The 23606-nt window shown below is 69.9% G+C and carries 21 protein-coding genes; 9 read left to right on the forward strand and 12 right to left on the reverse strand.

The window, feature by feature from the left end:
• Positions 1-169: 169 nt before the first annotated feature.
• Positions 170-1381: a tyrosine--tRNA ligase gene (gene tyrS, locus ARC20_RS15650; protein ID WP_057648796.1), complete on the reverse strand. Its 1212-nt coding sequence runs from the start codon at positions 1379-1381 to the stop codon at positions 170-172.
• Between the two features lie 172 nt (positions 1382-1553).
• On the opposite strand from tyrS, the gene ARC20_RS15655 reads away from it, so the two are divergent.
• Both ARC20_RS15655 and ARC20_RS15660 read left to right on the forward strand, forming a co-directional pair.
• A complete protein-coding gene (locus ARC20_RS15655) occupies positions 1554-2981 on the forward strand; it encodes a M23 family metallopeptidase (protein WP_057648798.1) in 1428 nt (475 codons plus the stop codon).
• Between the two features lie 82 nt (positions 2982-3063).
• Positions 3064-4200, forward strand: a complete 1137-nt coding sequence (locus tag ARC20_RS15660) for an anhydro-N-acetylmuramic acid kinase (RefSeq protein WP_057648800.1) — start codon at positions 3064-3066, stop codon at positions 4198-4200.
• A gap of 4 nt (positions 4201-4204) precedes the next feature.
• On the opposite strand, the gene ARC20_RS15665 is transcribed toward ARC20_RS15660, so the two are convergent.
• The 3 genes from ARC20_RS15665 to ARC20_RS15675 form a co-directional block, all read right to left on the reverse strand.
• The gene (locus ARC20_RS15665) at positions 4205-4432 is read right to left on the reverse strand and encodes a hypothetical protein (protein WP_057648802.1); all 228 of its coding nucleotides are present in this window, start codon (positions 4430-4432) and stop codon (positions 4205-4207) included.
• Between the two features lie 66 nt (positions 4433-4498).
• On the reverse strand, positions 4499-5821 hold the full coding sequence (locus ARC20_RS15670; protein WP_057648804.1) for an AmpG family muropeptide MFS transporter: 1323 nt from the start codon (positions 5819-5821) through the stop codon (positions 4499-4501).
• Complete coding sequence (locus ARC20_RS15675; RefSeq protein WP_057648806.1) at positions 5818-6618, reverse strand: exodeoxyribonuclease III; 801 nt, start codon at positions 6616-6618, stop codon at positions 5818-5820. Before ARC20_RS15675 ends, ARC20_RS15670 begins: the two co-directional genes overlap by 4 nt.
• A gap of 109 nt (positions 6619-6727) precedes the next feature.
• Here ARC20_RS15675 and pyrE point away from each other — a divergent pair, with 109 nt between their 5' ends.
• Together pyrE and ARC20_RS15685 are read left to right on the forward strand one after the other, a co-directional pair.
• The gene (pyrE, locus tag ARC20_RS15680; protein ID WP_057648808.1) at positions 6728-7387 is read left to right on the forward strand and encodes an orotate phosphoribosyltransferase; all 660 of its coding nucleotides are present in this window, start codon (positions 6728-6730) and stop codon (positions 7385-7387) included.
• Between the two features lie 43 nt (positions 7388-7430).
• Positions 7431-8078, forward strand: coding sequence for a hypothetical protein (locus tag ARC20_RS15685; RefSeq protein WP_057648810.1), 648 nt, complete (start codon positions 7431-7433; stop codon positions 8076-8078).
• Between the two features lie 69 nt (positions 8079-8147).
• Here ARC20_RS15685 and ARC20_RS15690 read toward each other — a convergent pair whose 3' ends face one another.
• From ARC20_RS15690 to coaBC, 3 genes are read right to left on the reverse strand one after another with little or no spacing between them, the layout of a single operon-like run.
• Complete coding sequence (locus ARC20_RS15690; RefSeq protein ID WP_057648812.1) at positions 8148-10505, reverse strand: phosphomannomutase/phosphoglucomutase; 2358 nt, start codon at positions 10503-10505, stop codon at positions 8148-8150.
• Positions 10506-10520: 15 nt separating this feature from the next.
• A complete protein-coding gene (gene dut / locus ARC20_RS15695) occupies positions 10521-10988 on the reverse strand; it encodes a dUTP diphosphatase (protein ID WP_057648814.1) in 468 nt (155 codons plus the stop codon).
• Positions 10985-12223, reverse strand: a complete 1239-nt coding sequence (gene coaBC, locus ARC20_RS15700) for a bifunctional phosphopantothenoylcysteine decarboxylase/phosphopantothenate--cysteine ligase CoaBC (protein WP_108143277.1) — start codon at positions 12221-12223, stop codon at positions 10985-10987. The genes dut and coaBC overlap by 4 nt, the downstream gene beginning before the upstream one ends.
• A gap of 96 nt (positions 12224-12319) precedes the next feature.
• Here coaBC and radC point away from each other — a divergent pair, with 96 nt between their 5' ends.
• From radC to ARC20_RS15720, 4 genes are all read left to right on the forward strand, one after another.
• Positions 12320-12994 carry a RadC family protein gene (radC, locus tag ARC20_RS15705; protein WP_057648817.1) on the forward strand — a complete coding sequence of 225 codons (675 nt, stop codon included), beginning with the start codon at positions 12320-12322 and terminating at the stop codon, positions 12992-12994.
• Positions 12995-13098: 104 nt separating this feature from the next.
• Complete coding sequence (argS, locus tag ARC20_RS15710) at positions 13099-14787, forward strand: arginine--tRNA ligase (protein ID WP_057648819.1); 1689 nt, start codon at positions 13099-13101, stop codon at positions 14785-14787.
• A gap of 40 nt (positions 14788-14827) precedes the next feature.
• A complete protein-coding gene (locus ARC20_RS15715) occupies positions 14828-15685 on the forward strand; it encodes an SPOR domain-containing protein (protein WP_057648821.1) in 858 nt (285 codons plus the stop codon).
• 139 nt (positions 15686-15824) lie between these two features.
• Entirely contained in the window at positions 15825-16577 is a 753-nt protein-coding gene (locus ARC20_RS15720) for an SDR family NAD(P)-dependent oxidoreductase (protein ID WP_057648824.1), read from the forward strand.
• A 6-nt stretch (positions 16578-16583) separates the two neighbouring features.
• Here the strand turns inward: ARC20_RS15720 and ARC20_RS15725 are convergent, their stop codons facing one another.
• The 3 genes from ARC20_RS15725 to ARC20_RS15735 form a co-directional block, all read right to left on the reverse strand.
• A complete protein-coding gene (locus tag ARC20_RS15725) occupies positions 16584-17699 on the reverse strand; it encodes an acyltransferase family protein (RefSeq protein ID WP_057648826.1) in 1116 nt (371 codons plus the stop codon).
• Between the two features lie 54 nt (positions 17700-17753).
• A complete protein-coding gene (locus ARC20_RS15730) occupies positions 17754-18428 on the reverse strand; it encodes a MarC family NAAT transporter (protein WP_057648830.1) in 675 nt (224 codons plus the stop codon).
• Positions 18429-18506: 78 nt separating this feature from the next.
• Positions 18507-18884 (reverse strand): tautomerase family protein, encoded by a 378-nt coding sequence (locus ARC20_RS15735; protein ID WP_057648832.1) that lies wholly within the window; start codon positions 18882-18884, stop codon positions 18507-18509.
• A gap of 100 nt (positions 18885-18984) precedes the next feature.
• Here ARC20_RS15735 and ARC20_RS15740 point away from each other — a divergent pair, with 100 nt between their 5' ends.
• Positions 18985-19932 carry a LysR substrate-binding domain-containing protein gene (locus ARC20_RS15740; RefSeq protein ID WP_057648834.1) on the forward strand — a complete coding sequence of 316 codons (948 nt, stop codon included), beginning with the start codon at positions 18985-18987 and terminating at the stop codon, positions 19930-19932.
• Here the strand turns inward: ARC20_RS15740 and speA are convergent.
• A complete protein-coding gene (speA, locus tag ARC20_RS15745; protein WP_057648836.1) occupies positions 19905-21791 on the reverse strand; it encodes an arginine decarboxylase in 1887 nt (628 codons plus the stop codon). The genes ARC20_RS15740 and speA overlap by 28 nt on opposite strands.
• Before the next feature lie 54 nt (positions 21792-21845).
• Positions 21846-23606, reverse strand: a 1761-nt coding sequence (locus tag ARC20_RS15750) for a M48 family metallopeptidase (protein ID WP_057648838.1), incomplete at its 5' end; no start/stop codon positions are given.

The following is a 23606-nucleotide window of genomic DNA, read 5'->3' on the forward strand; positions in this document are numbered from 1 at the left end:
GGACTTTTTCGTTTCGTCAACCCCGTGTGAAGCTGGAGGCTGACCCTCCGTCTGATCGCCTTGCCTTTCGGCGAGACCCTCGTGACGGGGGAGGGAAAGTATGTCCTTTCCCTCAGCCTTTGGGAAGGGGTTTGTGAAAATTTTTTTACGCTGCCGCCGAAGACGCGCCTCAGCCCGCTACAAGCAGTACGCGCGCGAAGTTCCGCTTGCCGATCTGGATGACGCCCTCGAATCCCGGCGCCAGCTGCAGCTGCGGGTCCTCGACCACCTCTCCGGACACACGCACGGCACGCTCCTTGAGCTTGCGCATGGCTTCCGAGTTGCTGGGCGTCAGCCCGGCTGCCGTCAGCAACGCGGCGATACGCAGGCCTTCCGCCGGCACGCTCACTTCCTGCAAAGGCAACAGGCTGGTGTCGCCTTGCCCGGTCACCACCGCATGCCAACCGGCAATGGCCTGCTCGGCGGCGGCGGCATCATGGAAGCGGGTGGCCAGTTCGCGTGCCAGGCGCAGCTTCACTTCTCGCGGATTCAACTGCCCACCTTCGACCTGCCCGCGCAGCGCAAGCGCCTCGTCCACGCCGATATCGAAAGAAAGCAGCTCGATCCAGCGCCACATCAGCTCGTCGCCGATCTTCATGGTCTTGGTGACGATGTCGATGGCCGGCTCGCTGATGCCGATGTAGTTGCCCAGCGACTTGGACATCTTGTTGACGCCGTCCAGGCCCTCGAGCAGCGGCATGGTCAGCACGATCTGCGGCGGCTGGCCGTAATGCTCCTGCAGGCCACGGCCCATCAGCAGGTTGAACTTCTGGTCGGTGCCGCCCAGCTCGACGTCGCACTTCAGCGCCACCGAGTCATAGCCCTGCACCAACGGATAAAGGAACTCGTGGATGGCGATGGACTGCTGCGCGGCATAACGCTTGGCGAAGTCATCGCGCTCCAGCATGCGGGCCACGGTGTGCTGGCCAGCCAGGCGGATCATGTCGGCCGCGGCCATCTGCCCGAACCACTCGGAGTTGAAGCGCACTTCGGTACGCTCGCGGTCCAGCACCTTGAACACCTGCTCCTCATACGTACGCGCGTTGGCCAGCACGCCTTCGCGGGTCAGCGGCTTGCGGGTGACGTTCTTGCCGGTCGGGTCGCCGATCATCCCGGTGAAGTCGCCGATCAGGAAAATCACCTGGTGCCCGAGGTCCTGGAACTGCCGCATCTTGTTGAGCAGCACCGTATGGCCCAGGTGGAGATCGGGGGCGGTGGGGTCGAAGCCGGCCTTGATCCGCAGCGGGCGCCCGGCCTTGAGGCGGGACTCCAGCTCTTCGGACTTGAGGATCTCGTCGGCACCACGGCCGATCAGGGCGAGCGATTCAGCAATCGAGGACAAAGCGGGAACTCCAGCGGGCAGGACAGCCGTCAAGAACGTGAACGATGTTAAACGCGAGTTAATGCCGCGCCAAGCGAAAACATGAACAGGCTCAATGGTTTGACGCGGCTTTGAGGGGTGTCTATGGTACCGGCGTTTGCGCTCGTGTTCAGAGCCACCGAGGAACCGATAGATGCAGCATTCCGAGCAGGGCCGTGCGCGCCGCCAGCGCTTCCAGGAACGACTCCACGTTCAACACGACTCGGCCTTGCACCAAAGGCTAAAGCAGCATCTTCCCGCCGCTTTCAACCAGCGCTGGACGCGCCGCCACTGGATGCACGCCACGCTGTTCACCACGATCGGCGCGCTGCTGGCGACCATCGTGCCGGGCTTCTCCAACGCGATCGACGCGCCGCTGGTCACCCATTCCACCCTCGCCCTGCCGCTGCCGCCCCTGCCGGCCGGCAACGCGCAGGCGGTCCCGGGCAGCAACTGGGAGCTGACGCGCATCAAGCCGGGCCAGACCCTGAGCGGCGTGTTCGACGACCTGGGCATCCCCAGCGCGACCCTGGCGCGGGTGCTCGACCACCCCGGTACGCGTGAAGTGCTGACCCGCCTGCGCCCCGGCGCCGAGCTGGCGTTCGACATGGCCCAGCCGGGCGAGCTGCGCGCCCTGCGCTTCGACCGCGACGGCAGCCACCGCGTCGAGCTGCTGCTCAATGGCGATACCGTCCGCGAGAAGGTCACCGAGCGCGCCACCACCGTGCGCACCGTGGTCACCAGCGGCGAGATTACCAGCTCGCTGTACGCCGCAGCCCGCAAGGCGGGCCTGCCGGCCTCGGCCGTGGCGACGATGACCGACGACATCTTCAAGTACGACATCGACTTCGACAAAGACCTCCAGCCCGGCGACCGCTTCAGCGTGGTCATGGACGAAACCTGGCGCGAAGGCGAACGCATCGACACCAGCAAGATCCTGGCGGCGACCTTCACCACCGGCGGCAAGACCTACACCGGCTTCCGCTTCGAACGCGGTGGCAAGCCGGCCGAGTACTTCGACATCACCGGCCGCCCGCTGAAGAAGAGCTTCATCCGCATGCCGGTCACCTACACCCGCATCAGCTCGACGTTCGGCATGCGCAAGCACCCGGTCCTAGGCACGATCCGCGGCCACAAGGGCATCGACTACGCCGCCCCGACCGGCACCCCGATCATGGCCGCCGGCGATGCGCAGGTGAAGTTCGTGGGCACCCAGCGCGGCTACGGCAACGTGATCATCCTCGACCACGGCAAGGGCTACTCCACGCTGTACGGCCACATGTCGCGCTTCGGCAAGGTGCGCGCCGGCCAGCGCATCAGCCAGGGCACGGTGATTGGCTACGTCGGCATGACCGGCCTGGCGACCGGCCCGCACCTGCACTACGAATTCCGCGTCAACGGCCAGCAGCGCAACCCGGCCTCGGTCACCATGCCGCCGCCGACCCCGCTGGGCGGCGCCGAACTGGTCGCCTTCCGCGCGCAGACCGCGCCGGCCATGGCCCGCATCGAGGGCATGGAGAAGCTCATCTACGCCGACGCCGACACCAAGCCCGCGCAGGGCAAAGGCAAGGGCAAGGGCTGAGCCCGCGCCTTTCCGTGGCATGCATTGACGGCGCCCTTCCCGGGCGCCGTATCTTTATCCGCTTCCTGAAACCGAGACCCGCATGGCGGCGCTTCCCGACGGCACTCCCCTCTATATCGGCCTGATGTCCGGCACCAGCGCCGACGGCATCGACGCCGCCCTGGTCGCCTTTCCCGAGCACCCCGCCGACGGCGTGCGCTGCCAGCTGCTGGGCGGGCACACACACCCCTGGGAGCCGTCGCTGCGCGCCGCCCTCGTGGCGCTGGGCGAAGGCGGCGGCGCCGGCTCGCTGGACGTGCTCGGCGACTTGGACGCGCGCGTGGGCATCGCCTTCGCCGAAGCGGCCAACGCGCTGCTCCAGCAGCATGGCCTGGCCGCCGCGCAGGTTCGCGCGATCGGCTCGCACGGGCAGACCGTCCGCCATCGCCCCCAGGCCAGCCCCGCCTTCACCTGGCAGATGGGCGATGCCCATCGCATCGCCGAGCTCACCGGCATCACCACCGTGGCCGATTTCCGCCGCCGCGACATCGCCGCCGGTGGCCAGGGCGCGCCGCTCATGCCGGCCTTCCATGTCGCGATGCTGGGCAGCGCCGAGGAAGACCGCGCGGTGCTCAACCTCGGCGGCATCGGCAACCTGACGCTGATTCCGCGCGCCGGCCACCTGCTGGGTTTCGATACCGGCCCGGCGAACGCCCTGATGGACAGCTGGTGCCAGCGCCACACGGGGCAACCGTTCGATGCCGATGGCGCGTTCGCGGCCAGCGGGCGGGTGCTGCCCGCGCTGCTGGCGCAGTGGCTCGCCGAGCCGTGGTTCGCCCTGCCGCCGCCCAAGAGCACCGGGCGCGAGCAGTTCCACCTGGACTGGGCCTTGGCCGCGCCGGCGGCGGCGGGCGCTTCGGCGGCGGACCTGCAGGCCACCTTGCTGGCGCTGACCGTGGAGACGGTGGCCCAGGCGCTGCTCGCCCACCAGCCGGGCACGGCGCGCGTATTGGTCTGCGGCGGCGGCGTGCGCAACCCGGTGCTGATGGCCGCGTTGGCGGCGCGCCTACCCGGCGTGGGCGTGGTATCCAGCCAGGCCCATGGCCTGGACCCGGACTACATGGAAGCGATGGGTTTTGCCTGGCTCGCGGCGCAGACGCTCTCGGGCCGCCCCGGCAACCTGCCTTCCGTCAGTGGGGCGCGCGGGCCGCGCATCCTCGGGGCGATCCACCCCGCCTGAAGCCTCAGAAGCTGCCGCCAGTCGGCAGCAATTTGAGCGCGGCGATCGCGTCGGACAGGGCATCCACCTCCGGATGCTCGAAGCCGCCGTGGACCTCGTGCTCGCAGGCGAACAGCCCCTGCTCGATCAAGTTGGTCACCGTCTGGTGCTGCGTCCAGCCGCGCGCCACCGAAATACGGCGGATACGGTCGACCAGCATCGGATCGATGTCGCGCAGAACCAGATCGGTCATCTCACTCCCCAACACGCGTACTCGAGGATCCCCCGGGGCGCATCATCGACAAAGCCGTGCCAGCTTTCAATCCGCCGGCGGGGCGGCCGGCGGCGCCACCGGGTCGACGATCCGCCGCCACAGCCAGGCCAGCAGCAGCAGCGTCGGGATGACGGTCAGGGCACTGAGGATGAAGAAGGTCGAGTACGAGCTCGCCTCGACGATATAACCCGACACCCCGCCCACGAACTTGCCCGGCAGGTTCGCCAGTGAAACGAGCAGGCCGTACTGGGTCGCGGTGAAGTTGCGGTCGGTCAGCGAGGACATGAAGGCCACCAGCACCACGCCGGCGAAGCCCTGGAACAGGTTGTCGGCCGACAGCGCCGCATAGAATGTCCACAGCTGGCCCGGGTGCTGGGCCATCAGCAGGAACGCCAGGTTGGACAGCGCCACGCCGAGCGAAGCCACCAGCAGCATGCGCCGGAAGCCGAACGCCGCCACCGCCGCGCCGCCGGCAAACGCGCCGACCACGCCCATCCACACGCCGAACAGCTTGGAGACGGTGGCGATATCGGCCTTGGTGAAGCCCGAATCGAGGTAGAACGGGCCGGCCATCACCCCGATCACCTGGTCGGGAAACTTGAAGAAGCCGACGAACAGCAACAACGCCAGCGCCACGGCCGGGCCGTTGTGGGTGAAGAAGCTGCTGATGGGTTGCCAGAACGCGCCGACGAAATCGATACGGCGTTCCACCGTGGCTTGCGGGATCGCCGGCTCACGGCACACCAGCGTGGCCAGGATCGGCAGCAGCATCAGCCCCGACATCGCCATGTACGCCCATCGCCAGTCGCTGAACTGCGCCAGGTACAACGCGCCGGCGCCGCCGACGATCAAGCCGATGCGGTAACCCAGGATATAGGTGGCGGCCAGCGCGGCCTGCGCGCTCTCCGAGGCGATCTCGATGCGATAGGCGTCGACGACCGAATCCTGCGTGGCGCCCATGAACGAGGCGAACAGCACCCAGCCCACCAGCCCGGCCACGCCCAGCTCCGGGCGCGAGAACGCCAGCGCGAACAACGCCACGGTGACGCCGACCTGCGAAAGCAGCAGCCACGACCGCCGCCTGCCCATGAAGCCCAGCAGCGGGAACGCATGGCGGTCCAGCAGCGGCGCCCACAGGAACTTCAGCAGGTAGAAGAAGCTCGCCAGGCTGATCAGCCCGATGCTGTGCAGGTCCATGCCGACATCGCGCAGGCGCGTGGACAGGGTCTGGGATGCGATCAGCAGGAACGGCAACCCGCTGCCGAAGCCGAGCAACGCCAGGGTACCCGCCGAGGGCGTGGCGAAGGCGCGGCGGATGCCGGCCCAGCCCTTGTAGGACACCGGCGCGCCGGCGGGCGCGGGGCTCACAGGTCGTAGTCCACGGTGAACGGTGCGTGGTCGGAGAAGCGCTGCTCACGGTAGATCGAGCACCCGCGCAGGCGCTCGCGCAGGCCCGGGGTGGCGAACTGGTAGTCGATGCGCCACCCCACATTGTTGGCGCGCGCCGCGCCGCGGTTGCTCCACCAGGTGTAGTCCTCGCCCTGCGGATGCAGCACGCGGTAGGCGTCGACCCAGCCCCGGCCCTGGCCGCGGTCGGCGTCGTCCGCCAGGTCGGCGCACAGGCCGTTGAGCCAGTCGCGTTCGGGCGGCAGGCAGCCGGAATTCTTCTGGTTGGACTTCCAGTTCTTGATGTCCAGCGCCGAGCGCACGATGTTCCAGTCACCGCACAGCACGTACTCGCGGTCGCTGGCCAGCCACTGCGCCAGGGTCGGGCGCAGCCATTCCATCACCTTGAACTTGAAATCCTGGCGCAGCTCGCCCGAAGAGCCGGACGGGATATAGAACGACACCACGCTCAGGTTGCCGTAGCGCGCCTCGATGTAGCGGCCTTCCTCGTCGAACTCGGCCCAGCCCAGCGCGGTGCGGATCTCGTCCGGCTCGCGGCGGCTGTAGATCGCCACGCCGCTGTAGCCCTTCTTGGTGGTGGCGTCGCGGAACCAGGCGCGGTAGCCGGCCGGCAGGAATTCCGGGCCGGCGAGCTGGTGTTCCTGGGCCTTGGTCTCCTGGACGCAGAGCACGTCGGCCTCCTGCGCGGAGAACCAGTCGAAGAAGCCCTTGGAGGCGGCCGATCGCAGGCCGTTGGCGTTGAAGCTGATGATGCGCATGGGGTGCCGGGTGCGGGAAACCGCTAAAGCGTACCCCAAGCCACCCTCGACCCCGAGCCGGCGCCGGAGCCGCTATCCTCTGCGTCCCCGCTTTCGTGTTCCGAGCCCGATGAAAGACCACCGGCAACGCTTCCTCGACCTGGCCCTGGGTGCCGACGCCCTGCGCTTCGGCGAGTTCACTCTCAAGTCCGGCCGCCTGAGCCCGTACTTCTTCAATGCCGGCCGTTTCGACACCGGCGCGCGCACCGCCGCCCTGGCCGCGTGCTACGCCGATGCCATCGAGGACGCCGGGCTGGATTTCGACCTGGTGTTCGGCCCGGCCTACAAGGGCATCCCGCTGGCCACCGCGCTGGCGTGCGAGTTCGCCCGCCGTGGCCGCGACCTGCCGCTGGCCTTCAACCGCAAGGAAGCCAAGGATCACGGCGAGGGCGGCACGCTGATCGGCGCCCCGCTGGCCGGCCGCAAGGTGCTGATCGTGGACGACGTGATCACCGCCGGCACCGCCATCCGCGAGGCGCTGGGCATCATCCGCCAGGCCGGCGGCACGCCGGCGGCGATCGTCGTGGCGCTGGACCGCCAGGAGATCGCCTCCGAGCAGGACCGCCGCTCCGCCGCGCAGGCCGTGGCGGCCGAGGCCGGCATCCCGGTGGTGGCCGTGGCCAACCTGGGCGACCTGCTTGCATTTGCCGATGGAAACCCGGAACTTGTGGGCTTCCGCGCACCGTTGCTGGCCTACCGCGCCCGCTACGGTACCGACATATCGGGCTGAGGACAGTCAGGGGGCTGCCATGATGCCGAACACCAGGAAAGCGATGCTGGGCATCGCCGCGCTTGCCGTGCTGTCGTGGCATGCGCAGGCCGCGCAGCCGGCGAAGAAGAAGTCCAACACGCCGGCCACGCCGAAGAAGCTCTATTGCTGGGACCAGAACGGCCAGCGCACCTGCAGCGACACCCTGCCGTCCGAAGCGGTGAACCAGGCGCGCGACGAGATCAATGCCAGCAACGGCATGCGCAGCGCCGAGATCGACCGCGCCCTCAATGCCGACGAGCGTGCGGTGGCCGCCGCGGCGGCCGCCCAGCAGCAGGCCGACCTGGCCGCCGAGGCGACCCGCAAGCGCACCGACCAGGCCCTGCTGACCACCTTCCAGAGCGAAGACGACCTGCGCCGGGTGTTCGCCGAGCGCACCGCGCTGATCGACAACAACGTGCAGACCGCGCGCTACAACGTCACCAGCCTGCGCGAGGGCCTGATCAGCCTGCTGCGCGATGCCGGCAACCGCGAGCTGGCCGGGCAGAAGGTGCCCGACAAGCTGGCCGGCGACATCCAGAAGCGCCACAACGAGTTGATCTGGCAGCAGCGCCTGCAGGCCAGCTTCGAGCGCCAGCGGGTGGAGCTGGATGGGGAGATCGAACAGATCCTGCAGCGTTACCGCGCCATGCGCGCCCCGGCCGGGGCCTGATCCCGGCGGTGGGGCAAAGGAAAAGGGCGGCCATGGGCCGCCCTTTTCGCATCCACGGCCATCGCGCGGTTACAGCGCGATGTCCTTGCCCGGCAACAGCTCGGCCAGCTGCGCCTTGAACAGCGCGCGGATGCGGGCCAGCGCCGCCTCGTTCTCCGCCTCGAAACGCAGCACCAGCACCGGGGTGGTGTTGGAGGCGCGCAGCAGGCCCCAGCCATCGTTGAAGTCGGCGCGCAGGCCGTCGATGGTGGCGATGCGCGCGCCTTCGAACGGCGAGCCCTCGCCCTGCGCCTGCACGGCGGCCACGAAGCGCGCCACCAGTTCGTGCGGCGAGCCGTCCACGGCCAGCTTGATCTCCGGCGTGGACACGCTGTCGGGCAGCTCGGCGAGCACTTCGGAGGGCGTCTCCTCGCGCTGCGCCAGCACTTCGAGCAGGCGCGCGGCGGCATACAGGCCGTCGTCGAAGCCATACCAGCGCTCCTTGAAGAAGAAGTGGCCGCTCATCTCGCCGGCCAGCTCGGCATCGGTCTCGCGCATCTTCGACTTGATCAGCGAATGCCCGGTCTTCCACATCATCGGGCTGCCACCGTGGCGCAGGACGAAATCCTGCAGCTTCCCGGTGCACTTCACGTCGTAGATGATCAGCGCGCCCGGATTGCGCTGCAGCACGTCGGCGGCGAACAGCATCAGCAGGCGGTCGGGGAACACCACCTTGCCTTCGCGGGTCACCACGCCCAGGCGGTCGGCGTCGCCGTCGAAGGCCAGGCCGATGTCCGCGTCGAAGCGCTGGACCATCTGCACCAGGTCCTCGAGGTTGTGCGGCTCGCTCGGGTCGGGGTGGTGGTTGGGGAAGGTGCCGTCCACGTCGCAGTACAGCGGGATGACCTCCGCGCCGATCGCCTCCAGCAGGCGCGGGGCGATGTCGCCGGCCACGCCGTTGCCGGCGTCGGCGACCACCTTGAGCGGGCGATCCAGCTGCACGTCGTCGGCGATGCGCTGGATGTAGTCCTCGCTGACGTCCTGCTGGCTGAGCGAACCGGGCTCGGCGGCGGTGTGCAGGCGGCCCTCGCTGATGCGGCGGTACAGGTCGGTGATCGCATCGCCGGCCAGGGTCTCCCCGCCCACCACGATCTTGAAGCCGTTGTAGTCCGGCGGGTTGTGGCTGCCAGTCACCGCCACGCAACTGCCTGCGCGCAGGTGGTAGGCGGCGAAGTAGACCACCGGCGTCGGCGCCAGGCCGATGTCGATGACCTGGCAGCCGGCGCGGCGCAGGCCTTCGATCAGGCCGGCCGACAGCTCCGGCCCGGACAGGCGGCCGTCGCGGCCCACCACCACGTCGCGCAGGCCCTGGGCCTGCATCACGCTGCCGATGGCCTGGCCGATCTGCTCGGCCACGCCGGGGTTGAGTTCCTTGCCGACCACGCCGCGGATGTCATAGGCGCGGAAGATGTCCGGCACCACGGTGACCCCAGCCGGTCGGCGCGCGGGCGCGGCGCCCTCTTCGTCCGCCGGGTTGGCGGCGGCGGCCAGCGCGGCGGCCTCGGCCTCGCGGCGCAGGCTTTCGCCCAGCGTCGGTGCATCGCCGGCGGCGTCCTCGGCAACCGGGCGGCGCGAAGGCAGGCGGACGCGACCCCGGGCCGCCAGCAGCGCCAGCACGGCCAGGCCCACCAGCAACGCGGCCACGATGATGCAGGGAATGGCCCCCAGGCCCAGCGGGCCGCTGTCGACTTCCTCCACCGCGGCGGCCAGGCGCATGCCGTCCTTGCCCACCGGGCGCGACATCGCCTCGGCCGAACCCGCCAGCCCGGCATTGCCCTTCTGCACCACGTTGAACACGCCCTGGCGCAGGGCCAGGTAGCCATTGGCCGGTACGTCGAGCGCATCGAAGGCGCCAGTCAGGCGCAGCAGCGGCAGGCGCACCAGCGTCACCGCCGCGGCGTCGCCCAACTGCACGCGCGCGGCCACGCCCAGGCGCGGCTGGCCGTCGTCGCGCACGATGCGGACCTGGGCCTTCTCGTTCTGCAGCGCGGCTTCCAGCAGCGCCAGGCGCGAATAGCCGAACTTGGCGCTGTCGGCATAGGCCTCGGCCAGGTTGGCCGGCCACACCTGCACGTCCTCGGCGCCCTTGAAGTGTTCGCGGATCACGGTGGCCGCGGCGGTGGCATCGCCCCCGGCCAAAGCCGCCACGACCTGCGGGTCCTGCAGCAGCTTGTCGTACTGGCTGCCCTGCGCGGCCAGCGCGCGGGCCACTTCGCCCTGCGCGGCGTCGCGGGCACGCTCTACCGTCGCGACGGCCTGGTCATGCCGCCACTGCGCATATCCGTTCCAGCCGAACCATGCCGCCAGCACCAGCGCCAGCACGGCCAGCAACGGCGCGCTCCTGCGCAGGCTGGACACGACCTGCCCGCCTTCGTTCGTCCCGCTCATCTCGACAGCCCCCTGTCAGCGCACGCCGGTGTGGCCGAATCCACCCGTACCCCGTGCACTGTCGACGAAAGTATCCACCACCTGCAACGTCGCGCGCACGATCGGCAGCAACACCAACTGCGCGATCCGGTCCCCCGGGGCGATCGTGAAGGGCTCCCGGCCCCGGTTCCACACGCTGATCAGCAGCGGGCCCTGGTAGTCGGCGTCGATCAGCCCGGTGCCGTTGCCGAGCACGATGCCGTGCCGGTGGCCGAGGCCGGAGCGCGGCAGCACCACGGCGCACAGGCCCGGGTCCTCGATGTGGATGGCGATGCCGCTGGGCAGCAGCACCGCATCGCCCGGTTCCAGCGTCATCGGCGCCTCGATGGCCGCGCGCAGGTCCATGCCGGCGCTGGAGGCCGTGGCGTAGGCCGGCAGCGGCCATTCATCGCCGAAACGCGGGTCGAGCAGCTTCAGCTGCAGGGTGTGGTCGCTCACGCTCATGCGGTCAGTCTCTCCGAAACCAGGTCGAGCAGCCGCTCGGCCAGTTCGGCCTTGCTGCTGCTGGGAAATGCACGCTCGCCGCCCTGCCAGTAGGCGGTGGCGGCGTTGTCATCGCTCTCGAAGCCGCCGCCGCTGATGCCGACCTGGTTGGCGATGATCAGGTCCAGCCGCTTGGCGGTGAGCTTGCCACGCGCGTACTTCTCCACGTCGTGGGTTTCGGCGGCGAAGCCGACCACCAGCTTCAGCGCGCCGGTCTGCGCGGCGACCTCGGCCAGGATGTCGGGCGTGCGCACCAGTTCCAGGGTGAGCGTCTCGCCGGTCTTCTTGATCTTCTGCGGCACCGCGCGGCGCGGGGTGTAGTCGGAGACCGCCGCCGCGCCGATGTAGATGTCGGCCGGCATCGCGCCGAGCACGGCGTCGCGCATCTGCGCGGCCGAGCGCACGTCCACGCGCTGCACGCCGGGCGGCGTGGCCAGCTGCACGGGGCCTGCGACCAGCGTGACGTCGGCGCCATGGCGGGCGGCCGCGGCGGCCAGGGCGAAACCCATCTTGCCGCTGCTGCGGTTGCCGACGTAGCGCACCGGGTCCAGGTCCTCGTAGGTGGGGCCGGCGCTGATGACGAAGCGCAGCCCGCGCAGGCGTTCATCGGCGGCGACCGCGGCCGGCGCGGTCGCGTCCCGCTCGGCCAGCGCGGCGACCAGCTCGTGCGGCTCGACCAGGCGACCGGGGCCGGACTCGCCCTCGGCCAGCGGACCGTCGGCGGGCCCGATGACACGCACGCCGCGCGTCGCCAGCGTGGCGACGTTGGCCTGCGTGGCCGGGTGCAGCCACATGCGGTGGTTCATCGCCGGGGCCACGGTCACCGGCGCGGTGGTGGCCAGGCACAGCGTGGTCACCAGGTCATCGGCAAAGCCGTGCGCCAGGTGCGCGATGAGGTCGGCGGTGGCCGGGGCCACCACGACCCGGTCGGCCCAGCGCGCCAGCTCGATATGGCCCATGGCCTGCTCGGCGGCGCTGTCCCACAGCGTGGTGCGGGTGGGGTGGCCGGAGAGGGCCTGGAAGCTGAGCGGGGTGACGAACTGCTGCGCGCCGGCCGTCATCGCGACCTGCACGTCCGCGCCCGCGTCCCGCAGGCGCCGTACCAGCTCCAGCGATTTGTAGGCAGCGATGCCGCCGCCCACGCACAGCAGCACACGTTGCCCCTGCAGCGGGCCGGGCTCGGGTTTCGCAGTCACGTAAGAAAATTCCTACACATACAAGGAGAATTAGATTAACCGAAGGTCGTTACGGCTCCGACATCGGGGCCCGGAGCGGCCATGCATCCTAGCCATATGCACATAAAGGATTGGCCCGTCGCCGAACGTCCACGCGAGAAGCTGCTCAGCCACGGGGCGGCGCAGCTCTCCAACGCCGAGCTGCTGTCGATTTTCCTCGGTTCCGGCACGCGTGGGCAGGACGCCGTCAAAACCTCGCGGGAGCTGCTGGCCGAGGCCGGCGAGCTGCGCGGCCTGCTGGATCGCGAGCCGGGCGACCTGGTCCGGCTCCCCGGCCTGGGGCCGGCCCGGGCCTGCCGGCTGTCGGCGGCGCTGGAGCTCAGCCGCCGGCACGTGAAGGCGGAGCTGGAGCGCGGCAGCGCGCTGACCAACGCCCAGGCGGCGGGAAACTACTTCACCGCGCGCCTGCGGCCGCGCAAGCAGGAAATCTTCGCGGCGTTGTTCCTGGACACCCGCCATCGCGCGCTCGCATTCGAAGAGCTGTTCAGCGGCACCATCAACCAGGCCCAGGTGCATCCGCGCGAAGTCCTGCGCCGGGCGCTGGTGCACAACGCCGCGGCGGTCATCGTGGGGCACAACCACCCCTCCGGGGATCCGGAGCCCTCGGCCGCGGACCGCAGCCTGACCCAGCGGCTGCACCAGGCGCTGGGCCTGGTCGATATCCGCCTGCTGGACCACCTGGTCATCGGCGAGGGCGACCCGGTCTCGTTCGCCGCCCGCGGCTGGCTCTGAACGCGCCGGCCGGCGTCGACGCGGGCACCAGCTGAACGGCCCCCGCGTCCGCGACCGTCCGGTCGGTTAAAATCGCCGCCTTTCTCGCTCCAGCAGAATCCTCCGTGAAACCCCAACTCCGCGCCCTGATCGGTCAAGGCATCGAAGCCTTGCGCGCCAACGGCACCCTGCCGGCCGACACCCTGCCGCCGGACTTCGTGGTCGAACGCCCGAAGACCCGCGAGCACGGCGATTTCGCCACCAATGCCGCCATGCTGCTGGCCAAGGCCGCGCGCACCAATCCGCGCGCACTGGCGCAGGCACTCGTGGAGGCGCTGCCGGCCAGCACCGACGTGGCGCGCGTGGAGATCGCAGGCCCCGGCTTCATCAATTTCCACCTGGCCCCCACCGCGTACCAGCGCGAAGCGGCCAGCGTGCTCAAGCAGGGCCACGACTACGGCCGCAGCCTGTCTGGCGACGGCCACAGCGTGGGCGTGGAATACGTCTCGGCCAACCCCACCGGCCCGTTGCACGTCGGCCATGGCCGCGCCGCCGCCATCGGCGACAGCCTGGCGCGCCTGCTCGATGCCAACGGCTGGAACGTCAAGCGCGAGTTCTACTACAACGATGCCGGCGTGCAGATCGAGAACCTCGCCCGCTCGGTGCAGGCGCGCGCGCTCGGCCAGTCGCCGGACAGCGAAGGCTGGCCGCAGGAAGGCTACCGCGGCGATTACATCCTCGATGTCGCCAAGGCCTACCTGGCCGGCGAAACGGTCAACCTGGAAGGCCACCTGGTCACCGGCGCGAAGGATCCGCAGGATCTCGATGCGATCCGCCACTTCGCCGTGGCCTACCTGCGCAACGAGCAGAACCACGACCTGGCCGCGTTCGGCGTCGACTTCGACATCTACTTCCTGGAAAGCTCGCTGTACCGTGACGGCAAGGTCGAGGAAGCGGTGAACAAGCTCATCGCCTCCGGCCACACCTACGAGGAAGGCGGCGCGCTGTGGCTGAAGTCCAGCGACTTCGGTGACGACAAGGACCGCGTGATGCGCAAGTCCGACGGCACCTACACCTATTTCGTGCCGGACGTGGCCTACCACCTCACCAAGTGGCAGCGCGGCTACGAGCGCGCGATCACCGAACTGGGCGCCGACCACCACGGCTCGCTGGCGCGCGTGCGCGCCGGCCTGCAGGCGATGGACCTGGGCATCCCGAAGGGCTGGCCGGAATACGTGCTGCACCAGATGGTGACGGTGATGCGCGGCGGCGAGGAAGTGAAGCTCTCCAAGCGCGCGGGCAGCTACCTCACCCTGCGCGACCTGATCGACGAAGTGGGCCGCGACGCCACGCGCTGGTTCCTGATCGCGCGCAAGCCCGATTCGCAGCTGACCTTCGACATCGATCTCGCACGCCAGCAGAGCAATGACAACCCGGTGTTCTACGTGCAGTATGCCCACGCCCGCGTGTGCAGCCTGCTGCGCCAGGCGCAGGAGAAGGGCTTGTCGCACGACCTGGCCAAGGGCAGCGCCCAGCTGGGCCTGCTGGGCGATGACACCTCGTTGTGGCTGATGATCGAGATTTCCCGCTATCCGGAAGTGGTCGAGGCGGCCGGCGAGGCGCTGGAGCCGCACCAGATCGCGCAGTACCTGCGTGAATTGGCGCACGCCTTCCACACGTGGTATCACGGGACGCCGGTGCTGGTGGACGATGCAGCCGAGCGCGACGCCAAGCTGGCGTTGGCGCAGGCCGCGCGCCAGGTGCTGGCCAACGGCCTGGAAATCCTCGGCGTCGGCGCGCCGGAAAAAATGTAAGGAACCGCAAGGTTCAGGCAGTCCAACGGAGAAGCGGTAGATGGCAGCACGTCGCGGTAAGAGCCAGGCAAAACGCAACAGCGGCAACGGCACGCCCGGTTGGGTCTGGCTGGTGGCCGGCGCGGCGATCGCCGCGGTGGTGTTCCTGGCAGCGCCTGGCCTGTTCAAGAAGGACGGCGACGGCTTCCTGCGCGTGGGCCCGCATCCCAACCCGGATGCACAGCCGGCGCCGGTGGCCGATGCCGACGTCGACAGCCCGGCCGAACTGCCGAAGCCGGCGGGCGCCAAGCCCGGCGACAAGGCCGACGCCGCCGCGCAGACGCAGTACGACTTCTACACCCTGCTCCCGGGCAAGGAAGTGCAGATGTCCGACGCCGAGCTGGCCGCCAGTGCGCGCGCCGAAGAAGCGGCGCGCGCGCGGGCCGCGCTGGAAGGCAAGCCGGTGCCGCCGGCCCCGGCCAGCGTCGCGGCCACGAACAATCCCGATGCGGCCACGCCGAGCCAGCCCGCGCCGATCAGCGAGGCGCCCGCGCCCAAGCCGGTCGCCGAAGCAGCTCCGGCACGCGCGACGCCCGCCGCCACGCCGGTCACGCCGGTCACGCCGGCGGCCACCGTTGCCACGACGACACCGGCACCGGCCACCACCACGCCGGCCACCAGCGACAACGTGCGCTACATCCTGCAGGCCGGTTCGTTCGGCGCCTCGGGCGATGCGGAATCGACCAAGGCCAAGCTGGCCATGCTCGGCCTGGCCGCGCGCGTGGAATCGGCGCAGATCGGCGGCAAGACGGTCTACCGCGTGCGCATGGGACCGTACGGCACCGCCAGCGAGTTGGCCGAGGCCAAGCAGAAGCTCAGCGGCAGCGGTTTGCCCGCGATCGCGATCAAGGCGCAGTAATCCGCCGCCCTCCTGAAAGCCCGGCCTTGTGCCGGGCTTTTTCGTTGTCCCATCGCCAGCCCGCGTCGTTGCGCCGTCCATGCCTCCGCGCGCCGGTGCCGGATGCGAAAATTCCCCGTCGCTTCCCCTTGGAGTTGCCATGACCCAGACCGCCCTCATCACCGGCGCCACTTCCGGCTTCGGCCTGGCCGCCGCGCGCCGGTTCCTCGGCGCCGGCTGGCGCGTGATCGTCACCGGCCGCCGTGCCGAGCGCCTGCAGCCGCTGGTGCAGGAATTCGGTGCCGAGCGCGTGCATGCCGCCGTGTTCGACGTGCGCGATGCCGGCGCGATGGAGGCCGCGCTGGCCGCGTTGCCGCCGGCTTTCGCCGACATCGACCTGCTGGTGAACAACGCCGGCCTCGCGCAGGGCACCGCGCCGGCGCAGTCGGCCTCGCTGCAGGACTGGCACACGATGATCGACACCAACGTCACCGCGCTGGTGAACCTCACCCACCGCCTGCTGCCGGGCCTGATCGCGCGCAAGGGCGCGATCATCAACATCAGCTCGGTGGCGGCCACCTATCCCTACCCGGGCGGCAATACCTACGGCGGCACCAAGGCGTTCGTCAGCCAGTTCTCGCTGGGGCTGCGTTCGGACCTGCACGGCACCGGCGTGCGCGTGACCTCGATCGAGCCGGGCATGGCCGAAACCGAGTTCACCCTGGTGCGCACGCATGGCGACCAGGGCGCTTCGGACAAGCTGTACACCGGCGCGAACCCGATGACCGCCGAGGACATCGCCGAGTCGATCTACTACGTCGCCACGCTGCCGCCGCACTTGAACATCAACCGGCTGGAGATCATGCCGGTGACGCAGTCCTTCGCCGGCTTCCAGGTTGCGCGCGAGTCCTGACCCCGCTCAGGCCGCGGCCGACGCCGCGGCCTGCCGGCGCGCCTGCCAGCGATGGCGCAGGCGCAGGCCCGGCCGTTCGACGAGGTAATGCAGCACGGCCGCCGCCAGCAGCGCGGCGGCGCCGTAGATGGCGAAGGCGACGAACCCGCGGCCGGCGAGCCAGTCGCCCCAGGCGGCCTGCACGAGGTGGTACATGGCCTTGTGCACCAGGTAGAGGCTGTAGGACACCGCCGCCAGCCAGCCGGCGAACGGCAGCGCGCGGCGGCCGATCCAGCTGCCCGGCGCGGCGCCGGCGAACACCAGCAACCCCATGCCCAGCGACAACACCGGCCAGCCGAGCGAATTGCCGAGCAGGCCCACGCGGTCGCGGAACAGCCACAGCGCCAGCGCCATCACCGCCAGGCCGGCCAGCAGCGCGACATTGGCGTGCCGCTGCGCGCGTTCCCACGACGCGGGCCGCCAGGTGCGCCAGGTCGCCAGCAGCACGCCGCAGAGCAGGCCGTCGAGGCGGTTCCAGGTCGGGAAATACAGGTCTTCGACGAACCAGTTGCGCAGCTGCATCTCCGGGTCGAGCGCGTGGTCGTGCCACCAGATGCCCGCGCGCAGCGCGATGCCGCCGAACACGATCACCGCGGCCAGCAGCCACAGGCGCCAGGCCGAAGGCCGCCGCGCCAGCCACACCGCCAGCAGCGGGAACACCAGATAGAAATGTTCCTCCACGCATAGCGACCACGCGTGCGAGAACGCCGAGTTCGCGCCGTAGTCGATCAGCAGGTTCACCGTGAAGGTGAGGAACATCCACGCCGGCTCCAGCCCTGGCGCCTCGCGGAAGGCCGGCACGAACACATACAGCGCCAGCACCACCACGAACGCGGGCAGGATGCGAAACGCGCGGCGCAGGTAGAAATCGCGAAAATCCAGCCGGCCGCCGGCCGCCAGCGGCTGCAGCACCTGGCTGCCGATCAGGAAGCCGCTGAGCACGAAGAACAGGTCCACGCCCATCCAGCCGTAGCGCGAGAGCCATGACCAGTCCGGCCCCAGCCCGCCGACCACGAAGGAATGGAACAACATCACCCACACGATGGCGATGGCGCGCAACAGGTCCAGGCCGGGCAGACGCATGGTCGAGGCAGCAAGGGAGGAAGCGCGATTGTAGCCACGCCCCGCCGCGCGCGATCAGTTCACCAGCGGGAAATCCTTCACGATGTCGAGCACGCCGTTGATCAGGAACTGCATGCCCAGGCACACCAGCAGGAAGCCCATCAGGCGCGCGAACGCATCCACGCCACTCTGCCCGATCAGCCGGATGATCCCGCCGGCGCTGCGCAGGCACAGCAGCAGGATCACGCACAGCAGGAAGAAGGTGAGCACCGGCGCGGTCCACATCACCCAGGGCGTGAAGGGCTGTTCGTCCTTCATCGCCGCCGCGGTGCTGATGATCAGCGCGATGGTGCCCGGCCCAGCGGTGCTGGGCATGGCCAGCGGGATGAAGGCGATATCCGACTTGCGATGCTGGCGCAGTTCCTCGGCGCGGCTCTCCACCTCCGGCGCCTCCTCCGGCTTCTCGCTCGGGAACAGCATGCGGAAGCCGATGAAGGCCACGATCATCCCGCCGGCGATGCGCAGGGCCGAGATCGAGATGCCGAAGACCTCCATCACCGCCTGCCCGGCGTAGAAGGCCACACACATGATCGCGAAGACATAGCAGCAGGCCAGCAGCGCCTGCCGGTTGCGTTCCTCCGCCGTCATGCCGGCGGACAGGCCGAGCAGCAGCGCCACGGTGGTCAGCGGGTTGGCGATGGGCAGCAACATCGCCAGCCCGGTCGTCACCGCCTTGAGCAGTTCCAGCATGCCGCAGGTCCTCGCGCGTGGCGGACCCGGGCATGGTCGCGCATCGGCCGGGGCTTGCCTACCCGGCCGAGGCCGGGCTCAGGCGTACTGCATCTCGCCGCGCCCGAAGGACCAGTTCTCGCGCGGGCCTTCGACCAGGTGGATGAAGACATCCTCCGGACGCAGGCCGGGCGCGCGTCCCAGGCGCTCGACGATATCGCGGTACAGCGCCTTCTTCTGCGTCACGCCGCGCGAGGCGGTGCAGTGGATGCGGATGAAGACGAGCGCGTCGCTGCGGTCGATGCCGAGATAGCCGGGGTCGTAGTCGAACTCGTGCGCCTCGTGCTGGTTGACCACGATGAAGCGGTCGTTCTCCGGCACCTCGAAGCTGGCGCGCAGGGCGGCATAGACGCCGTCGCGGATGGCGGCGATGCGTTCGGGCGGGGTGGTACGCAGGTCGATCTGGACGAGGGGCATGGGGCACTCCCGGGGTAGGTGGGACTCCATCCTGGGACTGGCGAACCGTCCGGTAAATCGGATAATCCAGCACCATCCGTCCATCAAACCGGGACATTCGATGCGTACCCTGCACCTCGACCTGGACGCCCTGCGCAGCTTCACCACCGGCATCGCGCTGGGCAGCTTCGCCCGCGCCGCGGTGCAGCTGCATCGTTCGACCTCGGCGGTCAGCGCGCAGCTGAAGAAGCTCGAACAGCAGGCTGGCGCCCCGCTGCTGGTGCGCCACGGCCGCGGCCTGGCGCTCACGCCGACCGGCGAAGTACTGCACGGCTATGCGCGCCGCCTGTTGGCCCTGAACGATGAGGCAGTCGCCGCGCTCGACGGCGCGCACTGGCAGGGCGAAGTGCGCCTCGGGCTGCAGGCGGAATTCGGCGAACAGCTGCTGCCGGCGGTGCTGGGACGTTTCGGACGCGCGCACCCGCGCCTGCAGGTGGAGGCGCAGATCGCGCGTGGCGCGGCGCTGGTGGAAGGGCTGGCGGCTGGCCAGTTCGATCTCGCCTTGGCCTTGGCCTGGGCCGGGCCGGCCCTGCCTGCCTCGCTGTCGCCACAGACGCTGGCCGAGGTGCCGCTGTGCTGGATAGGCCCCGTCGTGGGCGGCGCGCTGGCCGGCACGCCAGCGGCGCCGCTACCCCTGGCCATGCTCGATGCGCCCTGCCCGATGCGCAGCGCGGCCATCGCGGCGCTGGACGCGGCCGGCGTGGCGTGGCGCGTGGCCTTCAGCAGCGCCAGCCTCGCCGGCGTGTGGGCGGCGGTCGAAGCTGGACTGGGCATCACCCTGCGCACGCCGCTGTGCCTGCCGCGCGGCCTGCGCGTGCTCGACCCGCAGGTCCACGGCCTGCCCGCGATGCCCACGGTGGCGCTGCACCTGCATCGCGCCAGCGATTCACCGGCGGTCGACGCCCTGGCCACGCTGGTCCGCGAGGCGGTGGCCACGCAGGTGGCGGCGCTGCCCCGCGGGCGCGCGCCGCGGGGGCGGGCTCAGGCCAGCGGTTCGTCCGAGAGGTAGGTGTAGCCGGTCAGGCCGGCTTCCAGCGCATCGGCCAGTGCCTGCGCCTGCGCGGCCGGCAGCTGCGCATCCGCGATGCGGCCGGCATAGGCGGCCCGCAGGTCGTCCAGGCGGTAACCGACGTAGTCCAGCATCACGTCGGTGGTATCGCCGCGGCGCTGCTGGGCGATGCGGTAGCCGCTGCCTTCCACGGCCACTTCGACCGCGTCGGTGTCGCCGAACAGGTTGTGGATGTCGCCGAGGATCTCCTGGTACGCACCGACCAGGAAGAAGCCGATGCGGTACGACTCGCCCGGCCGCAGCGCATGCAACGGCAGCGAGGTATCCAGGCTCTCGTTCTCGACGTAGGTCTTGACCATGCCGTCCGAGTCGCAGGTCATGTCGCAGACCACGCCGCGGCGCGCCGGTGCTTCGTCCAGGCGCTCGATCGGCACGATCGGGAACACCTGGTCGATGGCCCACACGTCGGGGATCGACTCGAACACGCTGAAGTTGACGAAGTACTTGTCCACCAGCCGCTCGTTGAGCTCATCCAGCAGCGGGCGGTGGCTCTTCTCGTCGAAGCTCAGGCGCGCGCGCACGCCGTGGGCGATGGCGTAGAACAGGTCGTCGATGCGCGCGCGGTGCACCAGGTCGATCTGCCCCAGCGCGTACGCGGCCAGGCCTTCGGCATGGAAATGCTGGGCTTCCTGGAACAGCTCCACCGCCGGGCGCACGTCCAGTTCCTCGTGGATCTCGCGCAGGTGGCGGATCGCCGGCGGCTCGTCGTCATGCGCGTCGGGCACGCGGCCTTCCGGCGCCTGCTCCACTTCCGAGACGTTGGCGATCAGCACCGCATGGTGGGCGGTCATCGCGCGGCCGCATTCGGTGACGATGCGCGGCTGCGGCAGCCCGTGTTCCTCGCAGGCACTGGCCAGCGGCTGGACGATGTTGCTGGCGTACGAATGCAGGCCGTAGTTGATCGAGCAGTAGCTGCGCGAACGGGTGCCTTCGTAGTCGATGCCCAGGCCGCCGCCGACGTCGACATGGCTGATCTTCGCGCCGAGGCGCGAAAGTTCGACGAAGTAGCGGGTCGCCTCGCGCATGCCGTTGGCGATGTCGCGCACGTTGGAAATCTGCGAACCCATGTGGAAGTGCAGCAGGTTCAGGCAGTCGGCGTACTCGGTGTCGCGCAACGACTTCCACAGGTCCAGCACCTGGCGCGGCGAGAGGCCGAACTTGGCCTTGTCGCCGCCGCTGTTCTGCCACTTGCCGGCGCCCAGCGAGGCCAGGCGCATGCGTACGCCCAGGCCCGGCTTCACGTCCAGACGGCGCGCTTCCTCCAGCACCAGCTTCAGCTCGGAGGGCTTCTCGATGACGATGAAGGTCTGCAGGCCGAGCTTGCGGCCGATCAGCGCCAGGCGGATGTATTCGCGGTCCTTGTAGCCGTTGCACACGATCAGCCCGCCCGGGCGCGAGAGCGCCAGTACGGCCATCAGTTCCGGCTTGCTGCCCGCTTCCAGGCCGAAGCCCTCGCCATGGTGCGAGGCCAGCGTCCCGGCCACGCCGCGATGCTGGTTCACCTTGATCGGATACACGGCGGTGTAGCCGCCGGCGTAGTCCCAGTCGGCCTGGGCCTGGCCGAAGGCCGTCTGCAGCTTGCCCAGGCGCTGGCCGAGGATGTCGGGGAAACGCACCAGCAGCGGCAGCTTGGCGCCGGAGGCGCGCGCCGCATCGACCACTTCCGGCAACGACACCGCCGGGCCCTCGGCGCCCGTCGGCCTGACCACCACGTGCCCGGCCGCGTCGACGTCGAAATACCCATCGGCCCAGTGCGGGATCGAATAGGTCTTGCGGGCTTGGTCGATGGACCAGGTCATGGGCGTTTCCGGTGGGCAGGCGCAGGGGACGCGCATTCTACCCACCTCCCATGGCTACTTGCGGTAAACGGGGTCCCCCACCGCCTTGCGCAGGCGCCGCGCCACCGCGCGGTACTGGCGGCTGCCGGCGAACACGATGAACGTGCCCGGCAGCTCGATCGCGTCCACCAGCTTCTTCAGCCGGGCGTCCTCGCTGTAGAACATCCCGCGCCAGGCCACCAGCAGCACGTAGTGCGGAACCCCGCCGTCGTCGCCGGGCAGCGCCTTGCGCGCCAGCCACGCCTGCGAAACGCTGCCCTGGACATCGAGCACGCCACGCAGCTCGGCCAGCGTGTCCGCGTCCAGGTCGTGGGCGAGGAAGGCGTCCTTGGCGCCCAGCTCGTTGCGCGCGTGGTGGCCGCGCAGGCGCGCGTCCTGCATCTGCTGCCATTCCATGGCGATCTCGTCCTGGCCGGCCGCATCGCCGCGCTCGCGGTAATACCAGGACAGATGCTGCAGGGCGGATTCGCGGCACTGTGCATCCAGGCTGATCGCCCGGCGCAGGTGGGCCACGCCGGCGGCGTTGCCGGCCTCCAGCATCAACACGCCGAGGCGGTAATGCACGAAGGGATCGGCGGGCGCCTGCGCCAGGGCCTGGCGGTACAGCGCCAGCGCATCCACGCCGGGCACCAGCGCCTCGCTCAGCCGGGCGTGCTCGACGGTGGCCTGCGCGTCGCGGACCTCCATCGCCTCCAGTTCGGCCAGGCGCTTCGTATCGACGGCGTGCAGGCGATGGCTCTCGCGCCAGTCCAGCTCGACCTGGCGCCGCCACTGCTCGCTGAAATCTTGCTCCAGCCGCGGCAGCAGCTCGCCCAGGTAGGCCTCGGCGAAGCTGCGCGCGGGCGGCGGCACCAGCGCCGGCGCCACCGCCAGCGCCGACAGGCGCTGGGCCAGCGTCGGATGGGTATCGTCATGGCCCGCCGGGCGGGCCAGCATGCGCTGCAGGCGGCGCGCGTCGTCCTCGTGCGGCTGGCGCAGGCTGTCGGCCATGTCGCGGTACATCAGCATCGGCGGGGCCGCCTCGACCGCATCGCGGCGCTGCAGGCCCGGCCAGAAATCCTGCGAAAGGCGCTCGCTGCCCAGGTTCACCCGGATCAGCGCCTCGCCGGCCACGCGCGCACCGGCCACGCGGGCGGCCATCGCGTCGGCTTCGTATTCCTGGTTGCGCGCCAGCACGAAGCTGTACGCGTTGAAATACGGCGCATACCAGCGGAAGAAGCGCACGAACGCGCCGCTGGTCCAGGAGCGGCGCGCCTGCAGCTGGGCCAGCACGCGGTCCCAGCTGGCCCGCACGCGGTACACCCAGCCGCCGAAACGGCCATGGCCGCCGCCGAAGTGCCCGAACTCATGGGCGATGACCGAAGCGAACTGCTGCGGATCCAGCGCCTGCATCAGCGGCAGGCCCAGCACCAGGTAATGGCGATGGCCGAACAGGCCCAGCGCGCGCGGCACGGTGGCGGCGGCGGCATTGAGCTCGCGGTTGATGATGATGCCGTGCAGCCGCGGCGCGCCGGTCTGGCGGCGCAGCCGCTCCACTTCGGCCTGCAGGGCGGGGGCCTCGTGCTTGTCCAGCCGATAGCCCCAGGGCGCCTCGAAGCGGATCCACAGGCTGCGCAGCAGCATCCAGCCGAAGGCGACCGGTATCCACACGACCTTGAACAGCTTCAGCAGCAGCAGCGGGCTGATCGCCACCAGCAGCAGCACCAGCCCCACCGAAACCCCCAGCGCGAGCAGCAACGCCCCGCTCAGTACCGCGAAGCCGGCCAGCGCCAGCAG

Origin of the sequence: Stenotrophomonas panacihumi, assembly GCF_001431645.1 — a bacterium.
GTDB classification, from domain to species: Bacteria; Pseudomonadota; Gammaproteobacteria; order Xanthomonadales; family Xanthomonadaceae; genus Stenotrophomonas_A; species Stenotrophomonas_A panacihumi.

Excerpts from the sequence above, each read along its gene's own strand:
- ARC20_RS15665 (WP_057648802.1), bottom strand. The coding sequence starts at position 4,432 with ATGACCGATCTGGTTCTGCGCGACATCGATCCGATGCTGGTCGACCGT.
- ARC20_RS15715 (WP_057648821.1), top strand. The coding sequence starts at position 14,828 with ATGGCAGCACGTCGCGGTAAGAGCCAGGCAAAACGCAACAGCGGCAAC.
- ARC20_RS15730 (WP_057648830.1), bottom strand. The coding sequence starts at position 18,428 with ATGCTGGAACTGCTCAAGGCGGTGACGACCGGGCTGGCGATGTTGCTG.
- ARC20_RS15655 (WP_057648798.1), top strand. The coding sequence starts at position 1,554 with ATGCAGCATTCCGAGCAGGGCCGTGCGCGCCGCCAGCGCTTCCAGGAA.
- ARC20_RS15720 (WP_057648824.1), top strand. The coding sequence starts at position 15,825 with ATGACCCAGACCGCCCTCATCACCGGCGCCACTTCCGGCTTCGGCCTG.
- ARC20_RS15660 (WP_057648800.1), top strand. The coding sequence starts at position 3,064 with ATGGCGGCGCTTCCCGACGGCACTCCCCTCTATATCGGCCTGATGTCC.
- ARC20_RS15725 (WP_057648826.1), bottom strand. The coding sequence starts at position 17,699 with ATGCGTCTGCCCGGCCTGGACCTGTTGCGCGCCATCGCCATCGTGTGG.
- speA (WP_057648836.1), bottom strand. The coding sequence starts at position 21,791 with ATGACCTGGTCCATCGACCAAGCCCGCAAGACCTATTCGATCCCGCAC.
- ARC20_RS15690 (WP_057648812.1), bottom strand. The coding sequence starts at position 10,505 with ATGAGCGGGACGAACGAAGGCGGGCAGGTCGTGTCCAGCCTGCGCAGG.
- radC (WP_057648817.1), top strand. The coding sequence starts at position 12,320 with ATGCACATAAAGGATTGGCCCGTCGCCGAACGTCCACGCGAGAAGCTG.
- ARC20_RS15735 (WP_057648832.1), bottom strand. The coding sequence starts at position 18,884 with ATGCCCCTCGTCCAGATCGACCTGCGTACCACCCCGCCCGAACGCATC.
- dut (WP_057648814.1), bottom strand. The coding sequence starts at position 10,988 with ATGAGCGTGAGCGACCACACCCTGCAGCTGAAGCTGCTCGACCCGCGT.
- pyrE (WP_057648808.1), top strand. The coding sequence starts at position 6,728 with ATGAAAGACCACCGGCAACGCTTCCTCGACCTGGCCCTGGGTGCCGAC.
- ARC20_RS15740 (WP_057648834.1), top strand. The coding sequence starts at position 18,985 with ATGCGTACCCTGCACCTCGACCTGGACGCCCTGCGCAGCTTCACCACC.
- ARC20_RS15675 (WP_057648806.1), bottom strand. The coding sequence starts at position 6,618 with ATGCGCATCATCAGCTTCAACGCCAACGGCCTGCGATCGGCCGCCTCC.
- ARC20_RS15685 (WP_057648810.1), top strand. The coding sequence starts at position 7,431 with ATGCTGGGCATCGCCGCGCTTGCCGTGCTGTCGTGGCATGCGCAGGCC.